Raw genomic sequence first — 23,839 nt, forward strand, 5'->3', positions numbered from 1 at the left:
CCCTCTGAGAAAGATGTCTCACAGCAACGTCTAGTGTCAGTCCTTGAGGAACGATAGAAGATCGTTGTTGAGTTGTTCCTTGTGCGTATCGGTTAAACCGTGGGGTGCGCCTGGATAGATTTTCAGAGTGACATTCTTCACCAGTTTGGCGGCGGCTAGAGCAGCGGCACTGATTGGCACGATCTGATCATCATCGCCATGAATGATCAGCGTTGGTACGTCGAACTTTTTGAGATCACCAGTGAAATCTGTTTCAGAAAATGCCTTGATGCAGTCGAATGCGTTCTTGTGTCCTGCCTGCATTCCTTGGAACCAGAACCAGTCAATCATGCCGGGGGAGACGTTGGCACCCGGACGGTTGAAGCCGAATAAGGGGCCGCTAGCGAGATCCTTATAGAGTTGTGATCGGTCAGTCAATGAGCCAGCGCGAAGCCCATCGAATACCTCGATCGGCAGTCCGTCAGGATTATTCTCTGTCTTCAGCATCAGCGGCGGAACAGCGGAGATCAGTGCGGCTTTTGCAACTCGCGCTGTGCCGTGGCGATCGATGTAGCGGGCAACCTCACCGCCGCCTGTAGAGAAACCAATTAAGGTAGCTCCGCTCAGGTCTAGCGTTTCCATCAGCGTCGCGAGGTCGTCGGCATAGGTATCCATCTCGTTTCCGTTCCAGGGTTGGCTCGATCGCCCGTGTCCCCGACGATCGTGAGCGATTGCCCGAAATCCGTGGTCTGCTAGAAACAGCATTTGAGCTTCCCAACTATCAGAATTCAAAGGCCAACCGTGGCTGAAGACAACGGGTTGCCCTGTACCCCAATCTTTGTAGTAAATCTGTGTGCCATCTTGCGTTGTGATTGTGCTCATGGAATTCCTCCTGAATCGCTATGGGTTAGGTTCAAGGCGAACAAAGGCGCTGACTCGACATTTACCTCGTTGTTCTCATTCTTCAAGAGACATTCCATTTACACCACGCAAGTTCTTTGAGTTAAGCTGCAACTTATAGTGAAGCTTAGTATTTTTCAGGAAGAAGACCCTGATTCAGTGGCTGTCTCTTATATTTAGTGGTTTTAAAGAATCATCGACCCGACATCGGATGCGCTTCTGGTTGGTTGTGCCAGCCGTGGTCGCGCAAATAAGATTCAAAGTCCGTCGGTGCAGGAAAATCACGTTTCAACTGTGCTAAATCCGCTGCGTAGCCGACGTTCTCAAACCAGCGATACATGATGGTCAATTCCTCTCCAATTTGCTGCTCAAACGCTTCAAACGGAATTTGTTGGTATTCGACGGTTTTTCCTAAAACACGGCTGAACGCAGCAGCGATTTCCGGCATGGTCATGTCCACACTGGCAAGTTCAATTTCGCGGTTCATGAAGTCTGCGGGGTGATCGAATACATCAGCGACCATCTCCCCGTAATCTTCTTCAGAAAGCTGCTGCAACTTCGTCTCAGGACTCAATGGCTGAAAGAGCGTTCCGGTCTCAACCATCGGGCGCATCATGTTGTAGTTGTAGAAAAAGAAAACGGGTCGCAGGATTGTGTAGGGCAACTCGCTCGCTCGGATGTATTCTTCGACTTGAAACTTGCTGTCGAAATGCGGAATACCCGTGTTGCGTTCGGCGCTACCCACCGAACTGTAGACCAAGTGCTGGATGCCCGCCAATGAAGCCGCGTCTGCAACCGCTTTGCCCTGACGGATTTCGGTGTCTAATCCATCTTGAAAGATCTGTAGCGAAAAAACACCGTAGGCACCTTGCAAAGCGCGATCGAGGGAAGCGCGATCGTTGAGATCTCCGACTACGAGTTCTGCGCCGGCTTGTTGGAGGGCAAGAGATGCAGGCTTGTTTGGGTCACGCACCAAGGCGCGAACCTTGAAATTGCCGCGTTGCAAAAGATGACGGGCGATCGCGCTTCCCTGATTGCCTGTAGCGCCGGTGACTAAGATAAGTTGTTCTGCGTTGATTGACTGTGGCATGGGATTCCTCCTGAATTGGTATGGTTTGGGTTCAAGGCGCTGATTCAACATTTACCTTGTTGTTCTCATTCTTCAACAGGTATTTCATTTAGACCACGCAAGTTCATTGAGTTAAGCTGCAACTTATGGTAAAGCGTGGTATTTTTCAGGAAAAAAGGCACTGATTCATTGGTTTGTAATTCCCACAAAAGGATGCAGTCTGTTATAAAAAAGATTCGCTTTGCCCTTTTCCTCAACCCCCACTGCACCGGAAAACTTCGAGTTACTCCTTTCAGGGGTGGATAAAATTTATCGAAGCCGCTCCAATCGCGCCTGGTGCAAAGAGAAAAGAGAGAGGAATTAGACTCCGTGGACTTCCCTAGGGAAGTCCGCCAGTAACTGTCAGTCAGGAAAAGAAATACAAGCGGTAGAAGATGGGAGAGTTCTCATTACAGAGCGAGCGCAGAAGTTTTTGGTCTACTGACATTAGTTCAGTCGAGTCGGGTAAGAGGGAATATCTTAATGAGCACGCCATGTTAACTGTTGGCAATCGTAACGGCTCGATTCACATGCGTGTCCGTGGTCAACTGCTCTATGACGAACGCGGCCAGATCGGCGCGGGTTACCTGCCGGCCCTTCTCTACACCTGCGAGCACGCGCACAGAGCCGACAGCTGGCTGGTCATTCAACACGGCGGGGCGAACTAGCACATAGGAGATTCCTGCCTGTGCGATCTCCCGTTCCATGCCGGCCTTATCCGCTGTAGATCCGCGCAGGAATGTGGGCAGCAGCAGCAGCCGGAACAGTAGTGTTGCTTGCGCCGTGCTGTCCCCTACACCCAGAGCCGAGATCGCGATGATCCGGCTTATGCCGTGCTTCTTTGCGGCTGCGACGACGGCGCGGGCAACCCGTTGTTCGCTTTCCGTCTTCCGCCACGGCGTCTTGCCGCCGACTGTATCGATCACAGCGTCCTGGCCGGCTGTCGCGTGGGACATCGTCACTGGGTCGCTTGCATCCCCAGTGAGAACGCGAACGTTAGGCGGGGCATTGTATTGAGCACTATCACGGATGAAGGCCGTCACACTGTGGCCGGCGGCAACCGCCTGCTCCACCACCTGTCTTCCCGTCTTGCCCGCCGCTCCGATCACTAAGACATTCATCATGGTACCTATTTGGGGTGTATTGCAAAACTAGGTCATTCTCGAAAAGTCAGCCAGTGCGACCGCAAAGCCGCCAGCAACTGTAACTAGTAATGAGGAATTGCAGAATAAACTCAAGAATCAGAAAGCATTTAGTTGTACAAATCAAACGTACTGCCTTCTTATATCTTCTGATCTATAAAGTTTTGAAGTGCTTGCAGGTTGAGTAACTAAGCTAACTTCTCCCTGTGCAGTTTTATTCACAAAGTAGGTGATTTCTCGATACATCAATCTATAAGCTACTAGTTGTACAGGAACTTCACTCTGCTTTGTATTCAGATCAATACAATAGGGAACCCCACGGTAAATCAAATTATAAGTGGAACTAGAGTCACGAACTTGCTTAAAGGGCTGTCTTCTGTTTTGGCTTTTAAGCTTTGAGGGGTCGTATTCGTAGCTAACACCGCGATAGTAAAGTTTCATGGTTTTACCTTTTGAATCAATGTAAGGGGTTGGGTTCAAGGCGAACGAAGGCGCTGACTCGACATTTACCTTGTTGTTCTCATTCTTCAACAGGCATTCCATTTAGACCACGCAAGTTCTTTGAGTTAAGCTGTAACTTATGGTGAAGCGTGGTATTTTTCAGGAAAAAGACCCTGATTCAGTGGTTTGCGATTCGCACAAAAGGATGCAGCCCGTTATAAAAAGATTCGCTTTGCCCTTTTCCTCAACCGCCCACCCTACCGGGAAACTTTGAGTTACCCTTTCAGCGGCGGATAAAATTTATTGAACCCGCTCCAATCGCGCCTGGTGTAAAGAGAAAAGAGAGAGGAATTAGACTCAGTGTAATTCCCTTGGAAAGACCGGCAGTAACTGTCAGTCACGAAAAAAAATACAAGCAGTAGACGATGAGAGAGTTCCCATCACCGAGCGATATCTTCTCTACGAGAGGCTCCGCCAACGGTGAGCTTCGCTAACGCAGAAGTTTTCGGTCTACTGAGATTAACCCTATTTTTCAAACGGTCGATGGCTCAAGAACACACGCTTCGAGCAGTCTGAGCACCTCTATCTCCGTGTTGTGGCTCGCGAACTCCAGCGCAAGCTCCTTCGCCCGCTCACTATAGACAGGGTTGTCGAGAACTTTTCTCGCCGCTGCACGTAAGTCCTCTGCCGTTGCCTGATTGGTTCTCAGGTCGATTCCGACACCAGCCCACTGCACATGCGCTGACACCTCCTCCTTGTCCTCCGTCATCCCTGCCGAGACTATTGGAATCCCATGCGCGAGCGCCAGATTTACCGTGCCATATCCTCCGTTCGTGAGCAGCAGATCCACACTCGGCAGAATCAATTCGTAAGGCAGAAATGACGCGACATGGGCATTTGCCGGAATCTCGGTAAGAATCGACTCGATTGGTTGTCCGCCCGTGGTTGCCAGAACGATCACGTCCTCTTCCTTGGCGAGGCCAGTCAACGTTGGACCAATGAGTTGCCCGAGGTTGCGGTTCGTGAGCGTTCCCTGAGTCACAAGAACCAGGCGCTTTGTCCGATCAAGTTCATGCCACCACGTTGGCAGCGCAGGCTGTCCTGGGGGCATCGGTAGAAGACCTATATAGTGTACATGCGACGAGGATGACGAATCATCCGAATACTGGAAACTTTCGATTCCGTGTTGCAGATAAAGATCGGGCAGCACAGACATGCTCTCTAGGGGGGAACACGGTAGCGGACCGCAGCCAAGTTCGGCTAGGGCCTTATCTACCCCAGCCTGGGCTGGCTTATGAAACACACGCTCTCGTCTCTCACGTTCTGCAAGCTGCTCTTTCTCCGACATGCCCAGTTGTGGTGGACTGTTCTTCGCACTGAACAGATTCAGCAGCGAAATGCCTAGATGCACAATCGTGGGACGTTCCTCGCGTGATCCCAGGAGCATCGGCAGCGTACCGAAGAACGTCGCATCTGTCAGAATGACATCCGCAGGAAAGTCTTGCAGAGCCTGCTTGAGTCCTGCTGCCTGCCCGCCGATCTTTTTCGCAAAGAAATATTCGATATCGAAGGCTGCCATCTCCAGTCCTGGATTTGGATTCTTCGCCTGCTTCAGCTCCAAGTAGAGAGCCATCGCATCGGTGAAGTTGCTGGTTTCCTGAGGTTCCGGAGTAAACGGCACCCCTGCCGCCTCCACCATCGACCTCAACTCAGGTGCCGTCTGTACAACTACCTCGTGATTGTGTTTTATAAGAATTTTGGCAACTGCTAGCAGTGGATTCAAATGGCCTAGGGCGGCTGTTGATGCAATTAATACTTTCATTGGAAATCCTTTAGTATGGTTCGGTCACATCTTCAAGCGATTGCTTTACTCATGGATTCTTGCAAGACCGGCTTCCGGATTTGGGCTTCCAGATACCGCCCTATTTGTTTTCTTGATGGTTGATTGGCCGCCAAGGTAGTTAACCTAGCTTTCAATATTCTTCAACAGACATTCCATTTAGACCACGCAAGTTCCTTGAGTTAAGCTGCAACTTATCGTGAAGCGTGGTATTCTTCAGGAAAAAAGACCCTGATTCAGTGGTTTGCAATTCGCAAAAAAGGATGCAGCCCCTTATAAAAAAAACTCGCTTTGTCTTACCACTAGAGAAGGGCATTAGCCAGCGAAATTTATGTGATCGCTTCCGGATCAGTCTAGCCGCTGCTGGGGCAAGGTCTAAGCGAAAAAACTTGAACACTGTAGCGCTTCTTGAACAAAATACAGGTTGGAAGTCCGCTGGCTAACTCTGGTATCCACCTCAATAATTAGGCTCTTTATTAGCCTAAGGATTCTTTAATAGAGGTGCGATTGCACCTCACCTACCACACTCGAAAAAGTCCATAGCCAATCTAACCTAACTAGCTAGGTTTCTCTGAGACTTTAACGACCAGTTTTCCCTTCTTGTTACCGTCGAAAAGTTTTAGGATTGCTTTCGGTGCATTTTCCAAGCCCTCGATAACCTCCAGAGCATATTTAATTTTTCCCTGACTGAGCCACTGTCCAAGGTCGCTTATTGCTTCAGGCCATCGGGGAATATAATCGAGGATAATAAACCCCTGCACACGAACACGCTTTATTAGAATTTGGCTGTAATTATAAGGGCCGGGAACAGGCTCTGTTGCATTATAAGTTGAGATTAAACCGCATAGAGGAATACGTGCATACAGATTAATTGTCAGCACGGCATCAAGAATAGAACCACCAACATTATCGAATATCGAAATAAACATCAATCCCATCGGGACAGGCTTGAGCGATCTCGCTTTCCAAGTCAACGGTTTTATAGTTAATCGCTGCATCAAACCCAAGTTCTTCAACAAGCCAGCGGCATTTCTCATCAGAGCCAGTTATACCCACCACACGACAGCCTTTAATCTTGGCAATTTGTCCAACAATAGAGCCAACTGCTCCTGCTGCTGCTGATACGACCACAGTTTCTCCTTCTTTAGCCTGTCCAATATCCAAAAGCCCAAAATAAGCCGTGTACCCCGTAAGTCCTAGGGGTCCCATAAATGCGGTGAGCGAACAGGGCAAAGGGTCAGGTAGTCGCGTGAGAGAAAAGCCACTGTTCCCTTCAGCGATTGCATAATCTTGCCAACCCAACAGACCCGAAACCAAATCTCCCTGTTTAAAGTTTGGATTCTTAGACTCTTTAACCACACCGATAATAGCGCCGCGCATGACTTCCCCGATTTCAACGGGAGGCATATACTGCTCCATGTCGCTCATCCAAATGCGATTGGTCGGGTCTAGCGAAAGATAGATAGTCCGTACCAATATCTCACCTTCTTGAGGATTGCGGATTAGTTCTTCCCGATACTCAAAATCGCTTTCTTTGATGTCACCAACAGGACGAGATGCCAAGCGTAACTGCCGATTTATTCCTGTTTTTATAGCTTTATCCTTGAGTAGCCCTATTTATAAGTAGTTGCATAGCCTCACCAGTTTTTTTCAAACACGGTAGCCCAACATTCGGAAGTACAGTCCCTGTCGAGCAAGGAGCTCGGTATGGGTGCCGTCTTCGACGATCTCGCCCCCCTGCATCACAAAAATTCGATCGCAGTCTACGGCGGTTTCGAGCCGGTGCGTGACCAAGATGATGGTTCTCAACCGGCGTAGACGCTGGAGAGTCTCTATAACCCACTGCTCGTGTTTCAAGTCGAGCGCGTTCGTGGGTTCGTCGAGGATGAGGATAGGAGCCTTAGTGACGATCGCCCGTGCGATTGCTAGGCGCTGCCGCTGCCCGCCCGAAAGGTTTTGACCGCCCTCAGCGATCAAGGTATCATACTGCTCTGGCAAGGTTTCGATGAACTCAGCCGCCCCAGATTCGACTGCCGCCTCCCGAATCTTGTGGAACAAAGCGTCCGGGCGACCGTAGGCGATATTCTCTGCGATCGTTCCAGGGAAGAGTGGGCTACCCTGCGAGACGAGCGCCATGTGTTTGCGAACGTCAAAGACCTTAAGGGTGCGAAGGTCAACCCCGTCGAGGAGGACGCTCCCCTGTGTCGGGTCGTAGAAGCGCGGCAAAAGATTAAGCAGCGTACTCTTTCCTGTCCCGCTAGGACCCAAAAACGCCACCATCTGACCCGGCTCGATACTAGCAGTGATGTTGTGTAAGACGGGTTGCCCAGAGTTGTACTCGAAGCTCACACCGGCAAGAGTTAGTGTGCGGGGATGGACGGGAAGCGACCGCGCGTCAGGCTCGTCCGCAATCGCAGGCGGCTCGTCCATGACCGTAAAGACGCGATCACATGAGGCTACGAACGTCTGGATCTTCGTAGTGAACCCCAACACCCAACCGATCGGGTCCCAGAACTGATTGAGGTACGCCAGGAATACGATCAGATCGCCAAGGGTCAGGCCGTTCGGCACCGGACGAAAAAACTGGTCGCGATAGACCAGGTATCCGCCGTAGCCAAAGATTACCCCGCTTCCCAGGGCGAAGACTACCTGAACCGCGAGCGGATAGAGGTTCTCTTGCCAATGGAGTCGCATGGCGGCACCGACGCTGCGATCAACCACCCGTGCAAAGCGCCGTGACTCCGTCGCTTCTCGACCGAAAGACTGAATCAGTCCAATCAACTCTATCGCTTGTTGCATGGTTGAGGTCATCACCGCATCGGTCTGCTTCGACTCGAACGCTCGACGCCTAATCCTTCCCTCAAAGTACCAATTTGCGAGTAACAGAAGCGGCGTGAACGAAAGTGCGAATACGGTGAGAAGGACATGGCGCGACAGCATGATCCAGATCATCGCCGTCAGCGTGACTGATGCCGCAGTGGAGCCGATGAGCGTATCGATCACCCCCCAAGGGCCGAGGCTGTCGTAGCTCAACCGATAGATAGCGTCGCCCTGCGAGCGGGAGCCGTGCCAGCCAAGACTAAGCGCCTGCATTTTGTCGTAAAGTTCAGTACGAACCCGCAAGGTTCCGTTGTACTGAATGCGATAGTTCAACATCTTACGGAGCATTATGACAGTATCGCTCAGTATCCTGATGAGCATCGCGACGAGCGCCATTCCGAAAATTTGGTTCAGCTTGCCTTCACCGAACGGGGCAAGAAACAGCCTATGAATCCAGTTGGGGTTTGGGGTTGGTGAGAGAACCGTATCAACTAGAATTGCCATAGGCCAGGCGTTGAGAAGGTTCAGAGCCACCGATGCCCCGATCAGAACCAACAGCGCGATGATCAGCCATAAGTCCCTACGGAAGTAGGAGATTGATCGGAGGACGATCCGCACCAACCAATGTTGGTTTATTGACCGCATCCCCAGTTTTGCTGAAATTTTCTGGCTCTTCAAAAGTGCTTTGAGTGGAGAAGACATGGATGTGCTGGAGACTATTCGACTGGTGCAAAATCTAAGTTTAGATAAAGGGACGCTATTACTGTTATCCGTTGAACGATCTCGCTTTCCAAGTTTACGGTTTTATAGTTAATCGCTGCACCAAACCCCAGTTCTTCAACAAGCCAGCGGCATTTCTCTTCAGAGCCAGTTATACCCACCACACGACAACCTTTCAAAGCAGGGGAGCAGGCGAGAGAATAGATTCAACTTCTCCTAGATCCCTGATTTACAAAAACGAGATGCTCCTCTGCCAGATTACTAGGCAGGGTGAATTGCCAACCCAAATTCTGCCACAGCACAGTACAACATGGATCGGTGGCGATTTTTGAGCATCCGCTTCTAATTCTGCATTAGCGATCACGGCTTCTGTTGAGTATAGAAATCCAGAGTGTTTATTGGCTGAGTGCTTTTAGGGGTAGGGTTGTGCCAGTTTGATAGTAAACGCTGCGATACTTCAGGCTAACTGTTGGTTGCAGCACTGGCGGCTTTTTCAAATTGCGGAATTTCCAATCTAATCCCCGGTACTTTCCACCGACTTCACCTAAAGTGGTTTCAACTTCTGGGGGATTGTATGAGTAAGTCACACCGCGATATTGAAGTTTCATGATTTCACCTTTTGAATAAATGTAATAGGTTGAGTTCAAGGCGAACGAAGGCGCTGACTCGACATTTACTTCGTTGTTCTCATTCTTCACCAGGCATTCCATTTAGACCACGCCAGTTCTTTGAGTTAAGCTGCAACTTATGGTGAAGCGTGGTATCCTTCTGGGAAAAAGCCCTTGATTTAGTGGTTTGCAATTCGCACAAAAGGATGCAGCCCCTTAGGAAAAAGACTCGCTTTACCCTTTAATCCGGTAACTTGCTTATGGATGCCAATGCCAAGAAATCCAAGCACAGTAGAGTTGCCTCTGCACGAGCCAGAGGAGTCATTCTGTCGCCGCATGGATGGCAGCGATTTCAAGTGGCAAAACAGCAGGCAGAATCGGAGGAAATCTGGGGTAAGCGTTTCACCCAGGAAGATCTCAACGAACGCACAGGACTCTCACTCAATACCCTTGGCCGAATTTTTAAGCGTGAACTCGGAGTGGATCGGCAGTCGCTAGAGATCCTTTTTCAAGCATTAGGGCTGGAATTAACGAAGACTGATTATGTATCCCCGATTGCATCAGGGGAATCGTTGGAAAGCCAACGGGCAAATCCGCAGCAGGATTGGGATAACGCGGTTGATGCCTCAATGTTTTACGGTCGTGAAACCGAACTGGCGCAACTGTGGCAGTGGATAGTAGCTCAACGCTGCCGCGTGGTTGGGTTGTTGGGGATCGGGGGCATTGGCAAAAGTACGATTGCCGTTAAAGCAGCGCTACAGACGCAGTCTGAGTTTGAGATTGTGATATGGCGATCGCTGGCCAATGCACCCTCGTTAGATGAACTTCTGACCAGCTTGCTAAAATTTCTGATGCCACTTCAAGGAGACGATCCCATCATTCCGGCAACACTGGATGAAAAGTTGTCAAAGTTGATGCAGTATTTGCGCTCGCAGCGGTGTCTGTTGATTTTAGATAACGCTGAAACCCTTTTGCATAGTGAACAAGTTGGCCAGTGGCGATTCGGCTATGAAGCTTATGGACAATTTTTAAGAACGCTGGGCGAAACGCCCCATCAAAGCTGTTGCTTGTTGACGAGTCGCGAAAAGCCACGGGAAATCGCGTTGATGGAAGGCGAACAGAGCGTAGTGCGCTCGCTGCTTCTGGGTGGACTCACACCCGATGATGGACGCGCCATTTTTCGACAAAAAGGAACATTTACAGGGTCAGATGCCGAGTGGCAAACCCTGATCAATCACTATGGCGGCAATCCTCTGGCGCTGAAGTTGGTGGCAGCCGCCACGCAAGATGTTTTCAACGGCAGCGTTGCAGAGGTTTTAACCTATCTAGAGCAGGGCGTTTTTGTCTTTGAAGACATCCGCGATCTGCTCGATTGCCAATTCAATCGCCTATCGGTAGAGGAACAAAAAATTCTCTACTGGTTTGCTATTCACCGAGAGCCGGTGGCGATCGCAGAGATTCGTCAAAACGTGATTGGTTCAGCCCCACAACGAAGCGTTCCCCAACAAGTAAATTCGCTGTTCCGGCGGTCCCTACTCGAAAAAACAGATGGATTATTTTTCTTGCAGCCTGTGGTCATGGAATATGCCACGGAACGATTGATTCAACAGATCTGTACAGAATTTACAACCCAACAGCTTGATGTATGGCAAAGCCACTCCTTAATTCGGGTGCAGGCGAAAGACTATATCCGAGAGATGCAATTACGATTCATCGTACAGCCTGTAATGGAATGGCTTTTATCGTCTTATCGAAATGTGTCAGAAGTTGAAGATAGAGCAAGGCTGCTCCTGGCACAACAGCGGCAACGGTCAGAATATGGAGCAGGATATGCGGCAGGGAATCTGATCAATCTGCTGGTGCAGCTCAAAGTAGATTTACAGGGTTCCGACTTCTCTGAACTCGTGGTGCGGCAAGCCGACCTGCGGAAGGTTAATTTGGTAGGGGTCAATTTTCAAAATTCTGATTTAGCGACCTCCCTTTTTTCGGAGACATTAGGGGTGCCAACATCGGTTGATATTAGTCCAGATGGCCAAGTTTTTGCTGTGGGCGATATCAACGGTTTTGTGTATTTGTGGAATGTTGCATCCCATCAACTCATTGCGACGTTTGAAGGACATTGTGGTGGGGTTTGGGCGGTCGCATTTAGTCCCGATGGCACAACACTAGCGAGTGGTGGTAATGATGCAACGGTACGATTGTGGAATGTGGAAAGTGGTCAGTGTTTGTGGATTTTGACAGGGCATAAGAGTCGAATTTGGTCTTTAAGCTTTAGCGCTAATCGTCAATGGTTAGCCAGTGGTAGTGATGATGAAACCGCAAGAGTGTGGAATTTACGGGGTGACTGCTTGCACGTTTTGAAAGGACACACCAAAAATGTTTATTCCGTTCACTTCTCACCCAATCATCCAATTTTAGCCAGCGGCAGTAAGGATACCTCGATTCGGATTTGGGATGTTGAGACTGGAAAATGCCTAAATGTGTTGCAAGGGCATTCTTCCGGTGTTCGCTGCGTGCGCTACAGCCCGGATGGTCAACGGTTGGCAAGTGGCGACCTCGATGGCTGCATTCAACTATGGATTCATCTGGTTGATTCTAAAACTCATTCATTTAATCCTGAATTATCGCTGCGCGGGCATACCAATTGGGTTCGGAACATTGTATTTAATCCAGAGGGTGACACTTTAGTAAGCGGCAGTGATGATGGCTCCCTTCGGCTTTGGAATGTGCAAGACGGACACTGTACGAATATTCTGGGCGAGCAGACGGTATCGGCTCTGGCGCTTGCCCTTGCCATCAGTACCGTTCGCGGAGCGTCCCCGGAGGGGTTTGGTCAGGTCTTGATCAGCGCCAACCAAGATCGAACCGTGCGGCTGTGGCAGATGCCGGGTGGGCAAAGCCTCAAAACATTAAGCGGTTATACTTATGGAGAACACTCCTTAAGTTTTAGTCCTGTCACAGGTACGGCAGATGAAGATCAGAATGATTCTGCCTCTGCGGGAACTGGGTCGCCGAATCAACTGCTTGCCAGTAGTAGTAGTCAAACGGAAACGATTCACTTATGGCAATGGCAGGTTGATAGAGAGCCATTAAGTTCGCCTCCCTACAGAACCCTCTACAGAGAAAACAGCCAAAGCCAAATTTCAAATTTAAGCTTTAGCCCGGATGGTCAAACCATTGCCACCAATGGGCAAGGTGGCTCCGTTTTTCTATGGGATGTGCAAACAGGACAGGGCGATCGCTGGATTGCTCACGATGCTCCCGTATTAGCGGTACGTTTTAGCCCCGTTGGGCAAACCCTAGCAACCAGTAGCTATGATCGAACAGTGCGTCTGTGGGATGTGCAAACTCACCAATGCTTACACGTGCTACAAGGTCATCAGAGCAGTATGCGGGCGATCGCCTTTAATCCTCAAGGGCAAATGCTGGCAAGTGGCAGTTATGACCAAACCATTCGGTTATGGGACGTGCAGACAGGGGATTGCCTGCGGGTGCTAGAAGGACACAAAGGCGGGGTTTACACGCTAGCCTTTCATCCAACCGAGCCGATTCTAGCAAGCGGCAGCTTTGACCAAACGATTCGATTGTGGGATGTACAAACTGGAGCCTGTCTAAGGACATTACAAGGGCATACCAGCATCGCGTTTACCATTGCTATTAGCTCTGATGGTCAAACTGTTGCCAGTGGCAGTGATGATCAAACCGTTCGCCTCTGGAATCTGAAGACGGGGGAATGCCTTCATGTGATGGATGGACACGCCAGCTGGATTGCATCGGTTGTCTTCAGCCCCGACGGTCAAATTCTATTGAGCGGGAGCTTTGATCGCACGATTAAAATGTGGGACGTTGCAACAGGACGCTGTATCAAAACGGTGAGGGGCGATCGCCTCTATGAAGGCATGAATATTCAAGGCGCAACAGGGTTGACAACTGCTCAAAAAATAACATTAAAAGCATTAGGAGCAATTTCACGCTAAGTTCTCCCGTGCTTACAACACCTTGCAAAATAATGATCGCCCAGGCACAGCAAAGCTGGTTAGCTTAACTCAATGCTTATCTTGCAGATTTTGAGTGGTGCAATTTGGAAAAGTTTTGCAAACTGAGTTCATGTCGCAAGAGCTTACGCATAAGCTATTTAGGAGAAAAGCCATGAACGAAACAATTTCTGTCAATGCCCAAGCTACATTAGTTCAGCAAGGTAAGGGTTCCACATATTTAGTGCTGGGTGACTTATACACCTTTCTCGCTGTGGGAGAAGATACGGGCGGAACCTATTCGTTATACGAGATAGTGATGCAACCCCAAAGCATTACGCCACCCCACAGTCACGACCAAGCGGCTGAATCCCACTATATTCTTGAGGGTGAGGTTGAGTACCAGTTTAACGAACAAACTACTGTCGCAACTCAAGGAACCTACCTCTCCTTTCCTAAAGGTTTGCGCCACGGTTTCAAGAACGTCGGGTCAAAGCCTGCTAAAGTGTTGGTGATAGCTACACCTTCTGGACCTGAGCAGTTTTTTGCAGAAGTAGGTCAGCTAGTGAACGTGCCAATGAACCCTGAACAAGAGCGCAATCAAAATCGCCCCCCTAGTCCCGCCGACATCGAAAAAGCTGTTGAAATCGCTTCAACGAACTATGGGATAAAATTTTCCCTATCCTGATTGCCTGAAAGCATCGAGCCAGAGGAATTCTTAGCTTGCCCTGCGCCATCGCAAATACTGCATTAATAAGACAAGCTTTTCGTCAAGCGTAGCGGGGATAATCGGATCATCTCCCTGAATCGGCATCAGAAATTTTAGCCGGCTAGTCAGGAGTTTATCTAATGAGGGTGCATTGGCCAGCGACCGCCATACCACGATTTTAAACTCTGCCTGCATTTGCAACGCCGCTTTGACGGCAATCGTACTTTTGCCAATGCCCTCGATCCCTAGTAGCCCAAACACGCGACAGCGTTGGGCTACTACCCACTGCCACAGTTGCGCTAGTTTGGTTTTACGATCGTAAAACACCGATGCATCAACTGCGTTACCCTAATCCTGCTGCGGATTTGCCTGTGGGAAAGCCAATGATTCCGCTGATGCAATTGGGGATACACTCCTTGAGTTTTAGTCCCGTCTCGTTGACAGCATCTCCAAAGCAGAATGGCTTTATGTCAGCGGGAACCGAGTCAGCCACTATGAGTCACCTGTTTGCCGGTAGTAGTGATGACCAAACCGTTCGCCTCTGGAATTTGAAGATGGGAGAATGCCTTCATGTGATGTACAAACAGACCAGTTGGATCGTATCAGTTATCTTTAGCGCAGATAGTCAAATTCTATTGAGCGGAAGCTTTGATCGCACCATAAAACTGTGGGATGTTGCAACTGGTCGCTGCATCAAAACGTTGATGGGTGATCGCCTCTATGAAGGCATGAATATTCAAGGCGCAACAGGGTTGACAACTGCTCAAAAAACAACATTAAGAGCATTAGGAGCAATTTCCCGGTGAAGCGATTGTTTACAGCACTACCGTTCTCACCGCATCTTGCAGAAAAGCGATTGCCTACGGCATAGCAAGGCTGATCGCTTGTCTTATTCTTTTTGCAACATAAGCTTATTGTTCACGCCAGCGATACTCCACAGGCACCCAAGCATAGCCCTGATTCTGTGCACGAATATGACCGACTCCTGGAAAAGAGACATGGGCGGCTGCGACGAGACGACGAGATGTTTCTGCATCGGCAAATTGTTTCACCCGTTGCGCTGCTGCGGCATTAGGATCAACGTCAAAGTCGATCGTGATTTCGGGCTTCGGAAATTGAACCGAGGCGACGTGTACAATATCGCCCCAAAACTCGATACTCTCGCCTTGGCTTTCCGCCCTGAAGAAACTGTGTCCGGGTGTATGTCCTGGTGTAGGGCGTGCGGTAATCCCAGGTATAATCACCGTCTCGCTGGAAAACGGCTTCAGCTTGCCCATATCGAGATAGGGTTTGACTGTTTTAACTGCTTCGTTGAAATATCTTTGATAGTCTGGCGATCGCTCTGCATTAGCAGGGTTAAGCCAAAAATCAATATCGGGTTTGCCAACATAGACCGTAGCAGCAGGAAACATGGGTTGACTACCTACAACCAAACCACCGCTGTGATCGGTATGGATATGAGTAATGAGAACGATATCGATCTCGTCGGCCCTATAACCTGCTGCTTGCAACGACATCGGTAGCTTGCCACCGAGTTCCCCAAACAATTCCCCTGAACCTGTGTCTACCAACACCTGGTTGTCTCCAGTGTCGATGAGAAATACATTGATCGAAGTTTCAACGGGGTTTTTAAGGAAGCTGTGATGCAGGAGGCGGTCAATTTCTGCCTGGTTCGTATTGGTCAGGATAGGATGCAGATCCAATGGCACTGTGCCATCGCTGAGGGCGGTAATTGTGAAATCGCCTAACTCGAATTGATAGACACCCGGTACTTGAGGTTTTGCCGTTTTCTCTGCGGTAATTCCCTGAAACATAATTGAGGTTGCAATAATCAACACTGTGGTGATAACAGCTATGACAAGCCTAAAAAACATGGTGGAGATATCCCAATGACAATTAAAAATTAATGCGACATAATTAGTTTGCAAAACCATACCAAAAATTACGACTCAAGAGCAACCAGTTTCGCCCTGATTTTAAGAGGGTGGGAAAAACTGGGTAGCTCACCATAATGAAGAATTAAGTTAAAATCGGATACCTCATTAATGAGATGGTGAAGGATGCGCCGGTACTTCCTCAAGTTTTGCCGCAGATTGCTATTGTTTTAAATAAATATTTGCTGGCCTATAATCTCGAATTTAATACCCGCGTTCTGAACTATTGCTGCAAACTGCAGCGACTGCCGATGCTGGGGCTAAAGAAAAGTAAGTAGCTCCACCTAGTTAAAATGAAAACGCTTAACAAGATATTGTCCTTGAGCAGCTCGGGTTTCCATACCGGAAATGATGGCAAGGGCTAAGTCGTACTCATCGCTAAAAATTTGACAAGCTAGTTCATCGCGCTTCAGATGTAGCCATTGCTCCTCAATGCGGTTCATTGGCGGACTATAGGGTGGTAAAAAGAAGATAAACATAACCCTGCTGCTGCCATCGCTGCCAGTGCTGTTGCGTTAATTGGCAGCGATGGACTGAAGCATTGTCTTGAATGATGACCGTTAGCTTGCCAGTCTGTTCAAGTCAAGAGCGTTACCTCTACGGCAGTCGGTTATACTGGTGGTCATTTTCCCAATCCCTGCTATCTCGATGTCTGTGCCAGAATAACAGGTCACGCCGAAGCAGTCCGGGTGGAATATGACCCGATTTTGATTACCTATGAGGAGCTGCTAGAAGTTTTTTGGAATTGCCACGACCCGACCCAATTCAACCGACAGGGACCAGATCGAGGTGAACAATTATGACCAGTGAAATGGTTTGAATGGTGATGTGATTAAAGATAATCCATTTGTAGGAATGGTTAAGAAATGGAAAGAGGGTGAGTCTTACGCTATCACGCTTCCTATCCCCTCTAAAGTAACAGGAAAACCTTTGGTAGAGAATCTTGCTGCGAAATCGAACACCTTTTTTATGGTAAGAGCGCTACTGTTAATTATTACAAGAATGAACCATGTGTTGGTGCCTCTAAAATCGTTTTCATATCGGATACCGAGACAGTTAAATTTGCCAAAGAGGTTGTTCCAAAGCTAGAGCCTAATTGCTTTGAGGTTTTTCGAGAGATGTTTAATTTGATAAAATCAAAGTGTTAAATATCTGTAGTTCGACGTAGATACATAAGCAAATAGGGTATGGCTCGGAGGTATGATTCTTCCAAATACCAATCGAGTTTTCACAGCTTTAAGCTATCTGTTCATACCCTGAATCAGCAACATCGTAGATATGTAATTTAAGTCAGATATAGCGTTTCTCGATTGAATGAGGTATAGTAGAAAGCCAGAAAACGTAAAAAGGCTTTGAATTGGCAACAACGATGAAACCCTACAGTCTTGATCTGCGCCAGAAAATTATTGAGGTTTATACAAAAGAAAAAATTTCCGGGCGGCAACTGGCTATTCGGTTTAAGGTTGCCTTAAGTTTTGTTCAGAAGTTAATCAAACAATACGATAACACGGGAGATATTCAGCCCCGGCCACATGGTGGGGGAAAGAAGCTAAAGTTGACAGAGGAACAATTAGAAATATTAGGAGAAATCGTCTCTAAAAATAGCGATACGACTTTAGAAGAACTTTGTAAATTACTCCAAGAGAGAACCACAGTTAAGGTATCTCGGGCCACAATGGGGCGAATGATGCAGCGCTTAAATTTTACGTTCAAAAAAAAACGCTACAGGCAACAGAGCGAAACACAGAACGGGTTCAAAATCTCAGAGTCGAGTTTTGGCAGACGCTGAAAAATCTTAATCCTGAAGACTTAATTTTTCTTGACGAATCTGGAGTTAACCTGGCAATGGTACAACTGTACGCGCGGGCTTTGTGTGGTCAACGAGCTTATGGAACTCGTCCCCAAAAACGCGGGAAAAATGTCACGCTTATTGGAGCAATTTCCTTAGAGGGTATCGTTGCCTGGGCTTCGATATGGGGATTTCTTGATGCCGTAACGTTTGAAGCTTTTATTATCAGAAAATTAATCCCCCATTTATGGCCAGGAGCAACAGTGGTCTTAGACAATTGTACATCCCATAAAAATCCCGAAATTATTAATGCCATCCATAAAGTTGGGGCAAAGGTTGTTTACTTACCTCCCTATTCACCTGACTTTTCACCGTAGGGCTACGCCCCGCCGAAGGCGTATGAAAACTTTTGGGCAAAAGTTAAATCTCTTCTAAAAAGTCTGGGTGCGAGAACCTACCAAGCTTTGGAAGAAGCCATTAGAGAAGCCTTCAGACAGGTCACGGTTCAAGACATTCAAAATTGGTATACTCATTGCTGCTACTCTACCTGATCCAATTGAGAAAGGCTATATACAAAATTAAACTATGCGCTCGCCTGCGGTAGCAAAATTCCTGAGATTATCCCGTAAACGTTGATGAACGTGATCGCTCTAAAATCGAAAAGATTCTGCTGCAAACCCTACTCTATCTCCAAATTCGACCCGATGACTTAATGGCTCCTACTACTGCTGTCACGATTTCCACCAAGGCCAAAGGTTTTGGAGAGAAGAAATCAGGTAGAGAGCGCCTCAATCCACATTTTCGCCAATCAGGTCCGGAAGAATTACAAAAGTCAATCAATGTACATTGCTCATTCAGGTTTAATTATATGCGATGAATAAAGCAATGTACATTGATTTTTCAATCTATATATCTATTTTTTAATTCTTAAAAACCTCCTTGATGCTATCAACAGTGCGCTCAACAGCATTCTTTGTATTGTCTACTGCTTCTTTAGTTCGAGCCGCATCTTCCTCTGCTCTTTGCTCAATTCGATCCCTATCTCTCTTGGCTTTGCGCTCAACGAAACTACCATCGTCATCCGTTGCTTGATCAACGCGAGCGGCATTTTTATTTGCAGTTTCCTTAACCTTATCTTTCGTATCCTCGATGAAATTTTTGGCTCGGCCAGCATCAACACTTGCTTTTTCTTGAACCTGATTGCCCGCGTCTGTCGATGCGATCAAGCTTGCAGCAGGAGCAGCCATTGCGGCGGTGTTCGAGAAAAACGCACCTTGCCAAACGAAGGTGATCGCTGACAGACAAAACAGAGTTGTTGCTATCCAGCGTCCTACAATGGAAAGCCGTTTCGTAAAATTATTCAGTTTCATTGAATACAATCTTTATGAGATTTAGCATTCTATTTCTACTTGATTTGGCTCATTGAGCATATCGTCCCCCAGATAGAGGTTCTTCTGTCATGAGTTTTTGAACGAATTCACTAATTTGATAGATTGAACGCGACGGTTCCCGTGCTTGTCATACTTACTGGAGTTTAGACCGAGAACGTTGTCAACACAGCTCAAGCGACCGCAACTGGGAACCGCTTTGCTAGATTGGGCGGGTCAAGGCACTCCCGAGAAGCATTTTTGGATAATCTTCCATCCTTTGTCGGCATCTGCCAACTGCACGGCTTGAATAGAGGGGTACCAATTCATGTGTTGCAAGCCACGCTGGGGCTGGTGATGCAGGAGAGTGTCGGTTTACCGCCAATGGGTGACGGGTTTGGGGGTCGAACATTGCAACGGAGGGAGTTATACGATTGCCGTCCTGGTTGTGCAGAACTATCGCCTGTCCTTTGTCTGGTTCCCAGATGGCAATGGCTGAATTAGTTGTCCCTAAGTCAATCCCCAGGATATCTACCTCGTTCACCGCTTGCTCCTCGATTTTTGGTCTGGACGTTTGCCTTCCTATGCTTTGAAAAAGGTGTAGATATAGTAGGGATGAAGTGCATCTTTTTTCATTGTCCGTTTTCTCCTTTCTTCTGTTGCGATTATGGCACCGAGTTTTCCAGGGCTGAACCTTTATCAGGAAAATCCCTCATTGTGGTCGGAGGTTCACTCCTGGCTGATTGTCGAACTGGCGCGAGCGCTCAATCTGTTTTCGTCAAGTCAAAGGCGTCACCTCCACCACAGCCGGTTATACGGGTGGTCATTTTCCGAATCCCTGCTATCTCGATGTCTGCGCCAGAATAACAGGTCATGCCGAAGCAGTCCGGGTAGAATATGACCCGGCTTTAACTACTTAATATAAATAATCACTGGGTCATAGTACCAAATAATGTATATGTTTCAGCCCATGATGGAGGCAATTCACGAGATTGGAACGATGTAGAATTCGTGAATTTTTCCCCAATAATATTTTCGGCACAAGGGTCACATGCGATGTACTTTACAGCGGGTGAACACACCTACAAAACTGTTTTAACGGATATTTGCAGTAAGGGAAAAGTATTGGATTGCTCCCAAAACGGAAAAACCGTAGAGAGTCCTTGCCAATTCTTCAACCATTAATAATTGAGCAAGATCGTGTCTATAACACGATTATCCAAATCAATTAGCTTCTTCTAGCTTATGTCAAGCTATTTGCCACGCCATCTCCTGACCGGCCCGTAGGGGTACAAGTCCAGATTCAGTAAAGGGAACTTCATCGGGAACGCGCCAAGTCGTTCTGGTCAAGGTAATCTGTTCGGTATTGCGCGGGAGTTGATAAAAATCTGGCCCATAGAAGCTAGCGAAAGCTTCAAGTTTATCGAGTGCATCAACGCTCTCAAAAGCTTCTGCATATAACTCCATAGCATGCAGAGCCGAATAGCAACCGGCACAGCCACAGGAACTTTCTTTGCCATTGCGGGGATGCGGGGCGCTATCAGTACCAAGAAAAAACTTAGGATTGCCAGAGGTTGCTGCTTGCAAAAGCGCCAGACGATGCTCCTCTCGTTTCAAAATGGGCAGGCAGTAAAAATGAGGACGAATGCCACCTTGAAAGAGGATATTGCGGTTAAACAATAAATGTTGTGGTGTAATCGTTGCAGCGATATTGTTGGCAGACAGGACATACTGCACAGCATCTGAGGTGGTGACGTGTTCAAGCACTACGCGCAGGTTGGGAAATCGCTGCTTGAGGGGGATCAAATGTCGCTCGATAAACGCTTTCTCGCGGTCGAACATATCCACATCTGGATCGGTCACTTCCCCGTGCAGGAGTAAAGGCATATCTACCTGCTGCATCGCTTCAAAGACGCGATCGCACTTACGAATGTCCGTCACGCCAAGGTCTGAATTGGTCGTTGCACCGGCTGGATAATACTTTACCGCTTTGACAAACTGGGATTCTTTAGCTCGGATAATTTCTTCGGGGCTGGTGTTGTCGGTGAGGTAGAGCGTCATCAGCGGCTCAAATCGTTGACCAGCCGGAATCGCTGCAAGGATGCGATCGCGATAGGCCGCAGCATCCGCTACCGTGCGTACTGGGGGCTTCAAGTTCGGCATGATGATAGCGCGGGCAAACTGACGCACCGTATGGGGCAGAACCGCTTTCAGCGCTGCACCATCGCGTAGATGTAAATGCCAGTCGTCGGGTCGGGAGATCGTAAGGTTTTGCATTTTTCCATCATAAAACACGTAGAATAGTTGGGCGGAGAAGCCGTCACCAAATTAGCTGCTATTTGTGACTTTATGAACAATGAAGCAGCTTAGTCTTCGGTAAAGAGGCAACCAAAAGGCTATTTGTCGATGCTTAGGATTGAATTATTTTGAGGTTGCGGTAGGGCGGCAGGTGAAGGGTATCTGCGAAGCAGTTTAGGCTTTATTGTGGTGCTCAGACCCTTTGCCAACTTGATAGGAGGACATCAACGTGACTGATGAACAACATTCCCTGCTGAAAGCATCAGACATCAATTCAATGGATGCGTTTGAGTTTCATCATCCGCTTAACCCCAATTCAGAAATTTATTTACGCTTCCTTGGGCGTGCTGTCGGTCTTAAACGCATTGGTATAACAATTGCTCGTGTACCATCAGGCAAGGAATCTTTCATTTTCCACGCTCACCAGAATGAAGAAGAATGGGTTTACATTTTGTCGGGTCGAGGTATTGCGGAAATTGGAGATGTGGAGTGCGAAGTCGGGCCAGGAGACTTCATGGGCTTTGGGCTACCTCAACAACCCCATCATCTTCGTAATCCATTCGATGAAGACCTTGTATATCTGATAGGTGGAGAAGCAGGACGCTTAGATGTTGGCGTTTTTCCTCGGCTTGGTAAACGAGTGATTAGAGATGGTGAGTCCGCCTATATATTTGATGAGTCAGCGCTTCAACTTTTTTGGAGCAGCAAGCAATCTACTGAGGATTGATATCTGTTGGAGTGGTCGCGGCATAACAACCCTAGCGCAGCGGCCACTTGTGGAGTTAAATAAAGTGTTGGCAACCGCTGGCCAAGAGTGTTCGGCTGAAATTTATTCTAAGTACAGCTAGGGTTCATAGAAAAGACTTGAGGGATCACAAAATGCAAAGCCAGAATATAGATTTAATCCGAACCCTCTTCCAAAGCCGCTTAGCGACTCTTGAGCATCTTTTAGAGTCAGCTCAGACTCATTTTTATGATGACGAGTCGTTCCTTCAAAAGCGCATTGTGGCTGATATGCTTCCGTTCGGTACACAGATTGCTTTCACCTGCAATCAACCATATAACTTTGCTCTCTGGTGTAACGGCAAACCTGCGAATAATCTAGATCCAGACGTCATAGATCTCACACAGGCATACGAGCACATAGCAAACACTAAGGAACTTCTTTTGGGTGTTAACGCTGAAGATGCAAAGCTAGCTGAGGTGACGCGCATTGACTTGGGTCAGAGCCTCTACGTGGAGTTGTCTGGTAATGCTTACGTGAATGAATTTCTAATTCCAAACTTTTACTTTCATCTGGTCACAGCTTACGATATTCTTCGCATGGCTGGTGTACCAATTGGAAAACGAGATTATATGCTGCACTTGGTGCCATTAATCAGAAAGAATGAAGCCTAACTATCCAAATGCAGCGAACGGTCAAGAGTCACTCGCTCTAAATTCGAGATTATTGCCACAGCGTAAACCAGTGTCATAAAGCAACTTAATTAAAAGTTGATATACGCCGGATAACTTTTGAATAATTGCTAAAACTTCATCTTTTGTCAAAACGGTTGGTAAATAGTTAGATTTCTTTGCACGAACTGCATCGACTTTCAAATCTAAATCTTGTTTTAATACCTCTTTGTAGAGAAAAAAACAGCATAAAGTGCTTGATTCTTCGTTGATGCAGCCACATTTTCATTGACAGCAAGATGTGTTAAAAATTCTTCAATTTCCTGACTTCCCATATCTTTGGGATGGCGCTTATTATGAAAAAGGATATAGCGTCTAATCCAAGAGATATAGGTTTTCTCTGTTTGATAAAAATAATGCTTAAGCCTGATAACATCTTGCACCTGTTTGAGGAGTTTCTTTGGACGTTGTTCCATTGGAAGTTGTGCAGAAAATTCCGTGTAATATCCTAAATAAGGATGTTATACGGAAAATTTCTATATAACATCAAGGGATACACGAAAAAATTCCATATAATCCTCCTGTAAAGGGTGGTTATACGGAAAAATTCTGTATTATAGCGTTTCTCGAATAACAGAGGTACAGTAATGGGGAGCTGTTGAGGGTGTAAAGATGAAAGCCTACTCACTGGACTTGCGGGAAGAAAAAATAATCCAAGTGTATGAGAATGAAGAAATATCGCAACGGGAATTGGCGAAACGATTTTGTGTAGCCAAAAGCTTCATTCAAAAGTTAATAAAACAGTAGAGAGAAAG

Annotated in this window: 24 protein-coding genes and 3 pseudogenes; 10 read left to right on the plus strand and 17 right to left on the minus strand. The window is 47.6% G+C overall.

Annotated elements, in window-relative coordinates:
• Positions 1-36: 36 nt before the first annotated feature.
• The 9 genes from H6F93_RS09680 to H6F93_RS09715 all read right to left on the minus strand — a co-directional run bounded on the left by H6F93_RS09680 (position 37) and on the right by H6F93_RS09715 (position 9,558).
• Positions 37-861 (minus strand): alpha/beta fold hydrolase, encoded by an 825-nt coding sequence (locus tag H6F93_RS09680; RefSeq protein WP_190680260.1) that lies wholly within the window; start codon positions 859-861, stop codon positions 37-39.
• A gap of 211 nt (positions 862-1,072) precedes the next feature.
• Positions 1,073-1,969 carry an NmrA/HSCARG family protein gene (locus tag H6F93_RS09685; protein WP_190680261.1) on the minus strand — a complete coding sequence of 299 codons (897 nt, stop codon included), beginning with the start codon at positions 1,967-1,969 and terminating at the stop codon, positions 1,073-1,075.
• A 515-nt stretch (positions 1,970-2,484) separates the two neighbouring features.
• A complete protein-coding gene (locus H6F93_RS09690; protein WP_190680262.1) occupies positions 2,485-3,111 on the minus strand; it encodes an NAD(P)-dependent oxidoreductase in 627 nt (208 codons plus the stop codon).
• A 141-nt stretch (positions 3,112-3,252) separates the two neighbouring features.
• Positions 3,253-3,672 (minus strand): DUF4278 domain-containing protein, encoded by a 420-nt coding sequence (locus H6F93_RS35120; protein WP_347277270.1) that lies wholly within the window; start codon positions 3,670-3,672, stop codon positions 3,253-3,255.
• Positions 3,673-4,102: 430 nt separating this feature from the next.
• The gene (locus H6F93_RS09700; RefSeq protein WP_190680264.1) at positions 4,103-5,392 is read right to left on the minus strand and encodes a glycosyltransferase; all 1,290 of its coding nucleotides are present in this window, start codon (positions 5,390-5,392) and stop codon (positions 4,103-4,105) included.
• 575 nt (positions 5,393-5,967) lie between these two features.
• Positions 5,968-6,348: an MDR/zinc-dependent alcohol dehydrogenase-like family protein gene (locus tag H6F93_RS35735; protein ID WP_242043376.1), complete on the minus strand. Its 381-nt coding sequence runs from the start codon at positions 6,346-6,348 to the stop codon at positions 5,968-5,970.
• Positions 6,317-6,973, minus strand: coding sequence for an MDR family NADP-dependent oxidoreductase (locus H6F93_RS35740; RefSeq protein ID WP_242043377.1), 657 nt, complete (start codon positions 6,971-6,973; stop codon positions 6,317-6,319). The genes H6F93_RS35735 and H6F93_RS35740 overlap by 32 nt, the downstream gene beginning before the upstream one ends.
• An 87-nt stretch (positions 6,974-7,060) precedes the next feature.
• Positions 7,061-8,932 (minus strand): ABC transporter ATP-binding protein, encoded by a 1,872-nt coding sequence (locus H6F93_RS09710; RefSeq protein WP_199313599.1) that lies wholly within the window; start codon positions 8,930-8,932, stop codon positions 7,061-7,063.
• Between the two features lie 413 nt (positions 8,933-9,345).
• Entirely contained in the window at positions 9,346-9,558 is a 213-nt protein-coding gene (locus tag H6F93_RS09715; protein WP_190680265.1) for a DUF4278 domain-containing protein, read from the minus strand.
• A 260-nt stretch (positions 9,559-9,818) separates the two neighbouring features.
• Between H6F93_RS09715 and H6F93_RS09720 the strand changes: the two genes are divergently transcribed.
• Positions 9,819-13,535, plus strand: coding sequence for a WD40 domain-containing protein (locus H6F93_RS09720; protein ID WP_190680266.1), 3,717 nt, complete (start codon positions 9,819-9,821; stop codon positions 13,533-13,535).
• 172 nt (positions 13,536-13,707) lie between these two features.
• Entirely contained in the window at positions 13,708-14,220 is a 513-nt protein-coding gene (locus H6F93_RS09725) for a cupin domain-containing protein (protein ID WP_190680267.1), read from the plus strand.
• Between the two features lie 30 nt (positions 14,221-14,250).
• On the opposite strand, the gene H6F93_RS09730 is transcribed toward H6F93_RS09725, so the two are convergent.
• Complete coding sequence (locus tag H6F93_RS09730) at positions 14,251-14,568, minus strand: NB-ARC domain-containing protein (protein WP_199313600.1); 318 nt, start codon at positions 14,566-14,568, stop codon at positions 14,251-14,253.
• A 2-nt stretch (positions 14,569-14,570) separates the two neighbouring features.
• On the opposite strand from H6F93_RS09730, the gene H6F93_RS09735 reads away from it, so the two are divergent.
• Positions 14,571-15,047 (plus strand): WD40 repeat domain-containing protein, encoded by a 477-nt coding sequence (locus H6F93_RS09735; RefSeq protein ID WP_199313601.1) that lies wholly within the window; start codon positions 14,571-14,573, stop codon positions 15,045-15,047.
• A gap of 105 nt (positions 15,048-15,152) precedes the next feature.
• Here H6F93_RS09735 and H6F93_RS09740 read toward each other — a convergent pair whose 3' ends face one another.
• Entirely contained in the window at positions 15,153-16,115 is a 963-nt protein-coding gene (locus H6F93_RS09740; RefSeq protein ID WP_190680268.1) for an MBL fold metallo-hydrolase, read from the minus strand.
• A gap of 176 nt (positions 16,116-16,291) precedes the next feature.
• Here H6F93_RS09740 and H6F93_RS09745 point away from each other — a divergent pair, with 176 nt between their 5' ends.
• A complete protein-coding gene (locus tag H6F93_RS09745) occupies positions 16,292-16,453 on the plus strand; it encodes a 3'-5' exonuclease family protein (RefSeq protein WP_190680269.1) in 162 nt (53 codons plus the stop codon).
• Positions 16,454-16,459: 6 nt separating this feature from the next.
• Here H6F93_RS09745 and H6F93_RS09750 read toward each other — a convergent pair whose 3' ends face one another.
• On the minus strand, positions 16,460-16,654 hold the full coding sequence (locus tag H6F93_RS09750) for a hypothetical protein (RefSeq protein WP_190680270.1): 195 nt from the start codon (positions 16,652-16,654) through the stop codon (positions 16,460-16,462).
• 111 nt (positions 16,655-16,765) lie between these two features.
• On the opposite strand from H6F93_RS09750, the pseudogene H6F93_RS09755 reads away from it, so the two are divergent.
• Positions 16,766-16,978 (plus strand): annotated as a pseudogene (locus tag H6F93_RS09755) (peptide-methionine (S)-S-oxide reductase); the annotation flags it as partial.
• A gap of 566 nt (positions 16,979-17,544) precedes the next feature.
• Positions 17,545-18,515 (plus strand): annotated as a pseudogene (locus H6F93_RS09760) (IS630 family transposase).
• Positions 18,516-18,884: 369 nt separating this feature from the next.
• On the opposite strand, the gene H6F93_RS09765 reads toward H6F93_RS09760, so the two are convergent.
• Positions 18,885-19,334 (minus strand): hypothetical protein, encoded by a 450-nt coding sequence (locus H6F93_RS09765; protein ID WP_190680271.1) that lies wholly within the window; start codon positions 19,332-19,334, stop codon positions 18,885-18,887.
• A gap of 220 nt (positions 19,335-19,554) precedes the next feature.
• The gene (locus H6F93_RS34600; protein ID WP_190680272.1) at positions 19,555-19,875 is read right to left on the minus strand and encodes an Hsp70 family protein; all 321 of its coding nucleotides are present in this window, start codon (positions 19,873-19,875) and stop codon (positions 19,555-19,557) included.
• 123 nt (positions 19,876-19,998) lie between these two features.
• Between H6F93_RS34600 and H6F93_RS35135 the strand changes: the two are divergent.
• Together H6F93_RS35135 and H6F93_RS09780 are read left to right on the plus strand one after the other, a co-directional pair.
• A pseudogene (locus tag H6F93_RS35135) lies at positions 19,999-20,088 on the plus strand (DUF4058 family protein); the annotation flags it as partial.
• A complete protein-coding gene (locus H6F93_RS09780) occupies positions 20,075-20,251 on the plus strand; it encodes a peptide-methionine (S)-S-oxide reductase (protein WP_199313602.1) in 177 nt (58 codons plus the stop codon). The pseudogene H6F93_RS35135 and the gene H6F93_RS09780, both read left to right, overlap by 14 nt.
• 328 nt (positions 20,252-20,579) lie before the next feature.
• Here the strand turns inward: H6F93_RS09780 and pyrC are convergent, their stop codons facing one another.
• Positions 20,580-21,608, minus strand: coding sequence for a dihydroorotase (pyrC, locus tag H6F93_RS09785; RefSeq protein WP_190680273.1), 1,029 nt, complete (start codon positions 21,606-21,608; stop codon positions 20,580-20,582).
• 250 nt (positions 21,609-21,858) lie between these two features.
• On the opposite strand from pyrC, the gene H6F93_RS09790 reads away from it, so the two are divergent.
• Both H6F93_RS09790 and H6F93_RS09795 read left to right on the plus strand, forming a co-directional pair.
• Positions 21,859-22,356: a cupin domain-containing protein gene (locus H6F93_RS09790; RefSeq protein WP_190680274.1), complete on the plus strand. Its 498-nt coding sequence runs from the start codon at positions 21,859-21,861 to the stop codon at positions 22,354-22,356.
• 152 nt (positions 22,357-22,508) lie between these two features.
• Positions 22,509-23,027 carry a DUF1993 domain-containing protein gene (locus H6F93_RS09795; protein ID WP_190680275.1) on the plus strand — a complete coding sequence of 173 codons (519 nt, stop codon included), beginning with the start codon at positions 22,509-22,511 and terminating at the stop codon, positions 23,025-23,027.
• A gap of 21 nt (positions 23,028-23,048) precedes the next feature.
• Here the strand turns inward: H6F93_RS09795 and H6F93_RS33955 are convergent, their stop codons facing one another.
• Together H6F93_RS33955 and H6F93_RS33960 are read right to left on the minus strand one after the other, a co-directional pair.
• Positions 23,049-23,228 carry a hypothetical protein gene (locus tag H6F93_RS33955; protein ID WP_242043378.1) on the minus strand — a complete coding sequence of 60 codons (180 nt, stop codon included), beginning with the start codon at positions 23,226-23,228 and terminating at the stop codon, positions 23,049-23,051.
• 14 nt (positions 23,229-23,242) lie between these two features.
• Positions 23,243-23,500 (minus strand): phage integrase N-terminal SAM-like domain-containing protein, encoded by a 258-nt coding sequence (locus H6F93_RS33960; RefSeq protein WP_242043379.1) that lies wholly within the window; start codon positions 23,498-23,500, stop codon positions 23,243-23,245.
• Between the last annotated feature and the right edge of the window lie 339 nt (positions 23,501-23,839).

The organism is Leptolyngbya sp. FACHB-671, assembly GCF_014695745.1.
Lineage (GTDB): Bacteria > Cyanobacteriota > Cyanobacteriia > Elainellales > Elainellaceae > JAAUTN01.

Coding starts and splice junctions, on each gene's coding strand:
- H6F93_RS09680 (WP_190680260.1), bottom strand. CDS start 861: ATGAGCACAATCACAACGCAAGATGGCACACAGATTTACTACAAAGAT.
- H6F93_RS09685 (WP_190680261.1), bottom strand. CDS start 1,969: ATGCCACAGTCAATCAACGCAGAACAACTTATCTTAGTCACCGGCGCT.
- H6F93_RS09690 (WP_190680262.1), bottom strand. CDS start 3,111: ATGATGAATGTCTTAGTGATCGGAGCGGCGGGCAAGACGGGAAGACAG.
- H6F93_RS35120 (WP_347277270.1), bottom strand. CDS start 3,672: ATGGAATGCCTGTTGAAGAATGAGAACAACAAGGTAAATGTCGAGTCA.
- H6F93_RS09700 (WP_190680264.1), bottom strand. CDS start 5,392: ATGAAAGTATTAATTGCATCAACAGCCGCCCTAGGCCATTTGAATCCA.
- H6F93_RS35735 (WP_242043376.1), bottom strand. CDS start 6,348: ATGGGATTGATGTTTATTTCGATATTCGATAATGTTGGTGGTTCTATT.
- H6F93_RS09710 (WP_199313599.1), bottom strand. CDS start 8,932: ATGTCTTCTCCACTCAAAGCACTTTTGAAGAGCCAGAAAATTTCAGCA.
- H6F93_RS09715 (WP_190680265.1), bottom strand. CDS start 9,558: ATGAAACTTCAATATCGCGGTGTGACTTACTCATACAATCCCCCAGAA.
- H6F93_RS09720 (WP_190680266.1), top strand. CDS start 9,819: ATGGATGCCAATGCCAAGAAATCCAAGCACAGTAGAGTTGCCTCTGCA.
- H6F93_RS09725 (WP_190680267.1), top strand. CDS start 13,708: ATGAACGAAACAATTTCTGTCAATGCCCAAGCTACATTAGTTCAGCAA.
- H6F93_RS09735 (WP_199313601.1), top strand. CDS start 14,571: ATGCATCAACTGCGTTACCCTAATCCTGCTGCGGATTTGCCTGTGGGA.
- H6F93_RS09740 (WP_190680268.1), bottom strand. CDS start 16,115: ATGTTTTTTAGGCTTGTCATAGCTGTTATCACCACAGTGTTGATTATT.
- H6F93_RS09745 (WP_190680269.1), top strand. CDS start 16,292: ATGGTGAAGGATGCGCCGGTACTTCCTCAAGTTTTGCCGCAGATTGCT.
- H6F93_RS09750 (WP_190680270.1), bottom strand. CDS start 16,654: ATGTTTATCTTCTTTTTACCACCCTATAGTCCGCCAATGAACCGCATT.
- H6F93_RS09765 (WP_190680271.1), bottom strand. CDS start 19,334: ATGAAACTGAATAATTTTACGAAACGGCTTTCCATTGTAGGACGCTGG.
- pyrC (WP_190680273.1), bottom strand. CDS start 21,608: ATGCAAAACCTTACGATCTCCCGACCCGACGACTGGCATTTACATCTA.
- H6F93_RS09795 (WP_190680275.1), top strand. CDS start 22,509: ATGCAAAGCCAGAATATAGATTTAATCCGAACCCTCTTCCAAAGCCGC.
- H6F93_RS33960 (WP_242043379.1), bottom strand. CDS start 23,500: ATGGAACAACGTCCAAAGAAACTCCTCAAACAGGTGCAAGATGTTATC.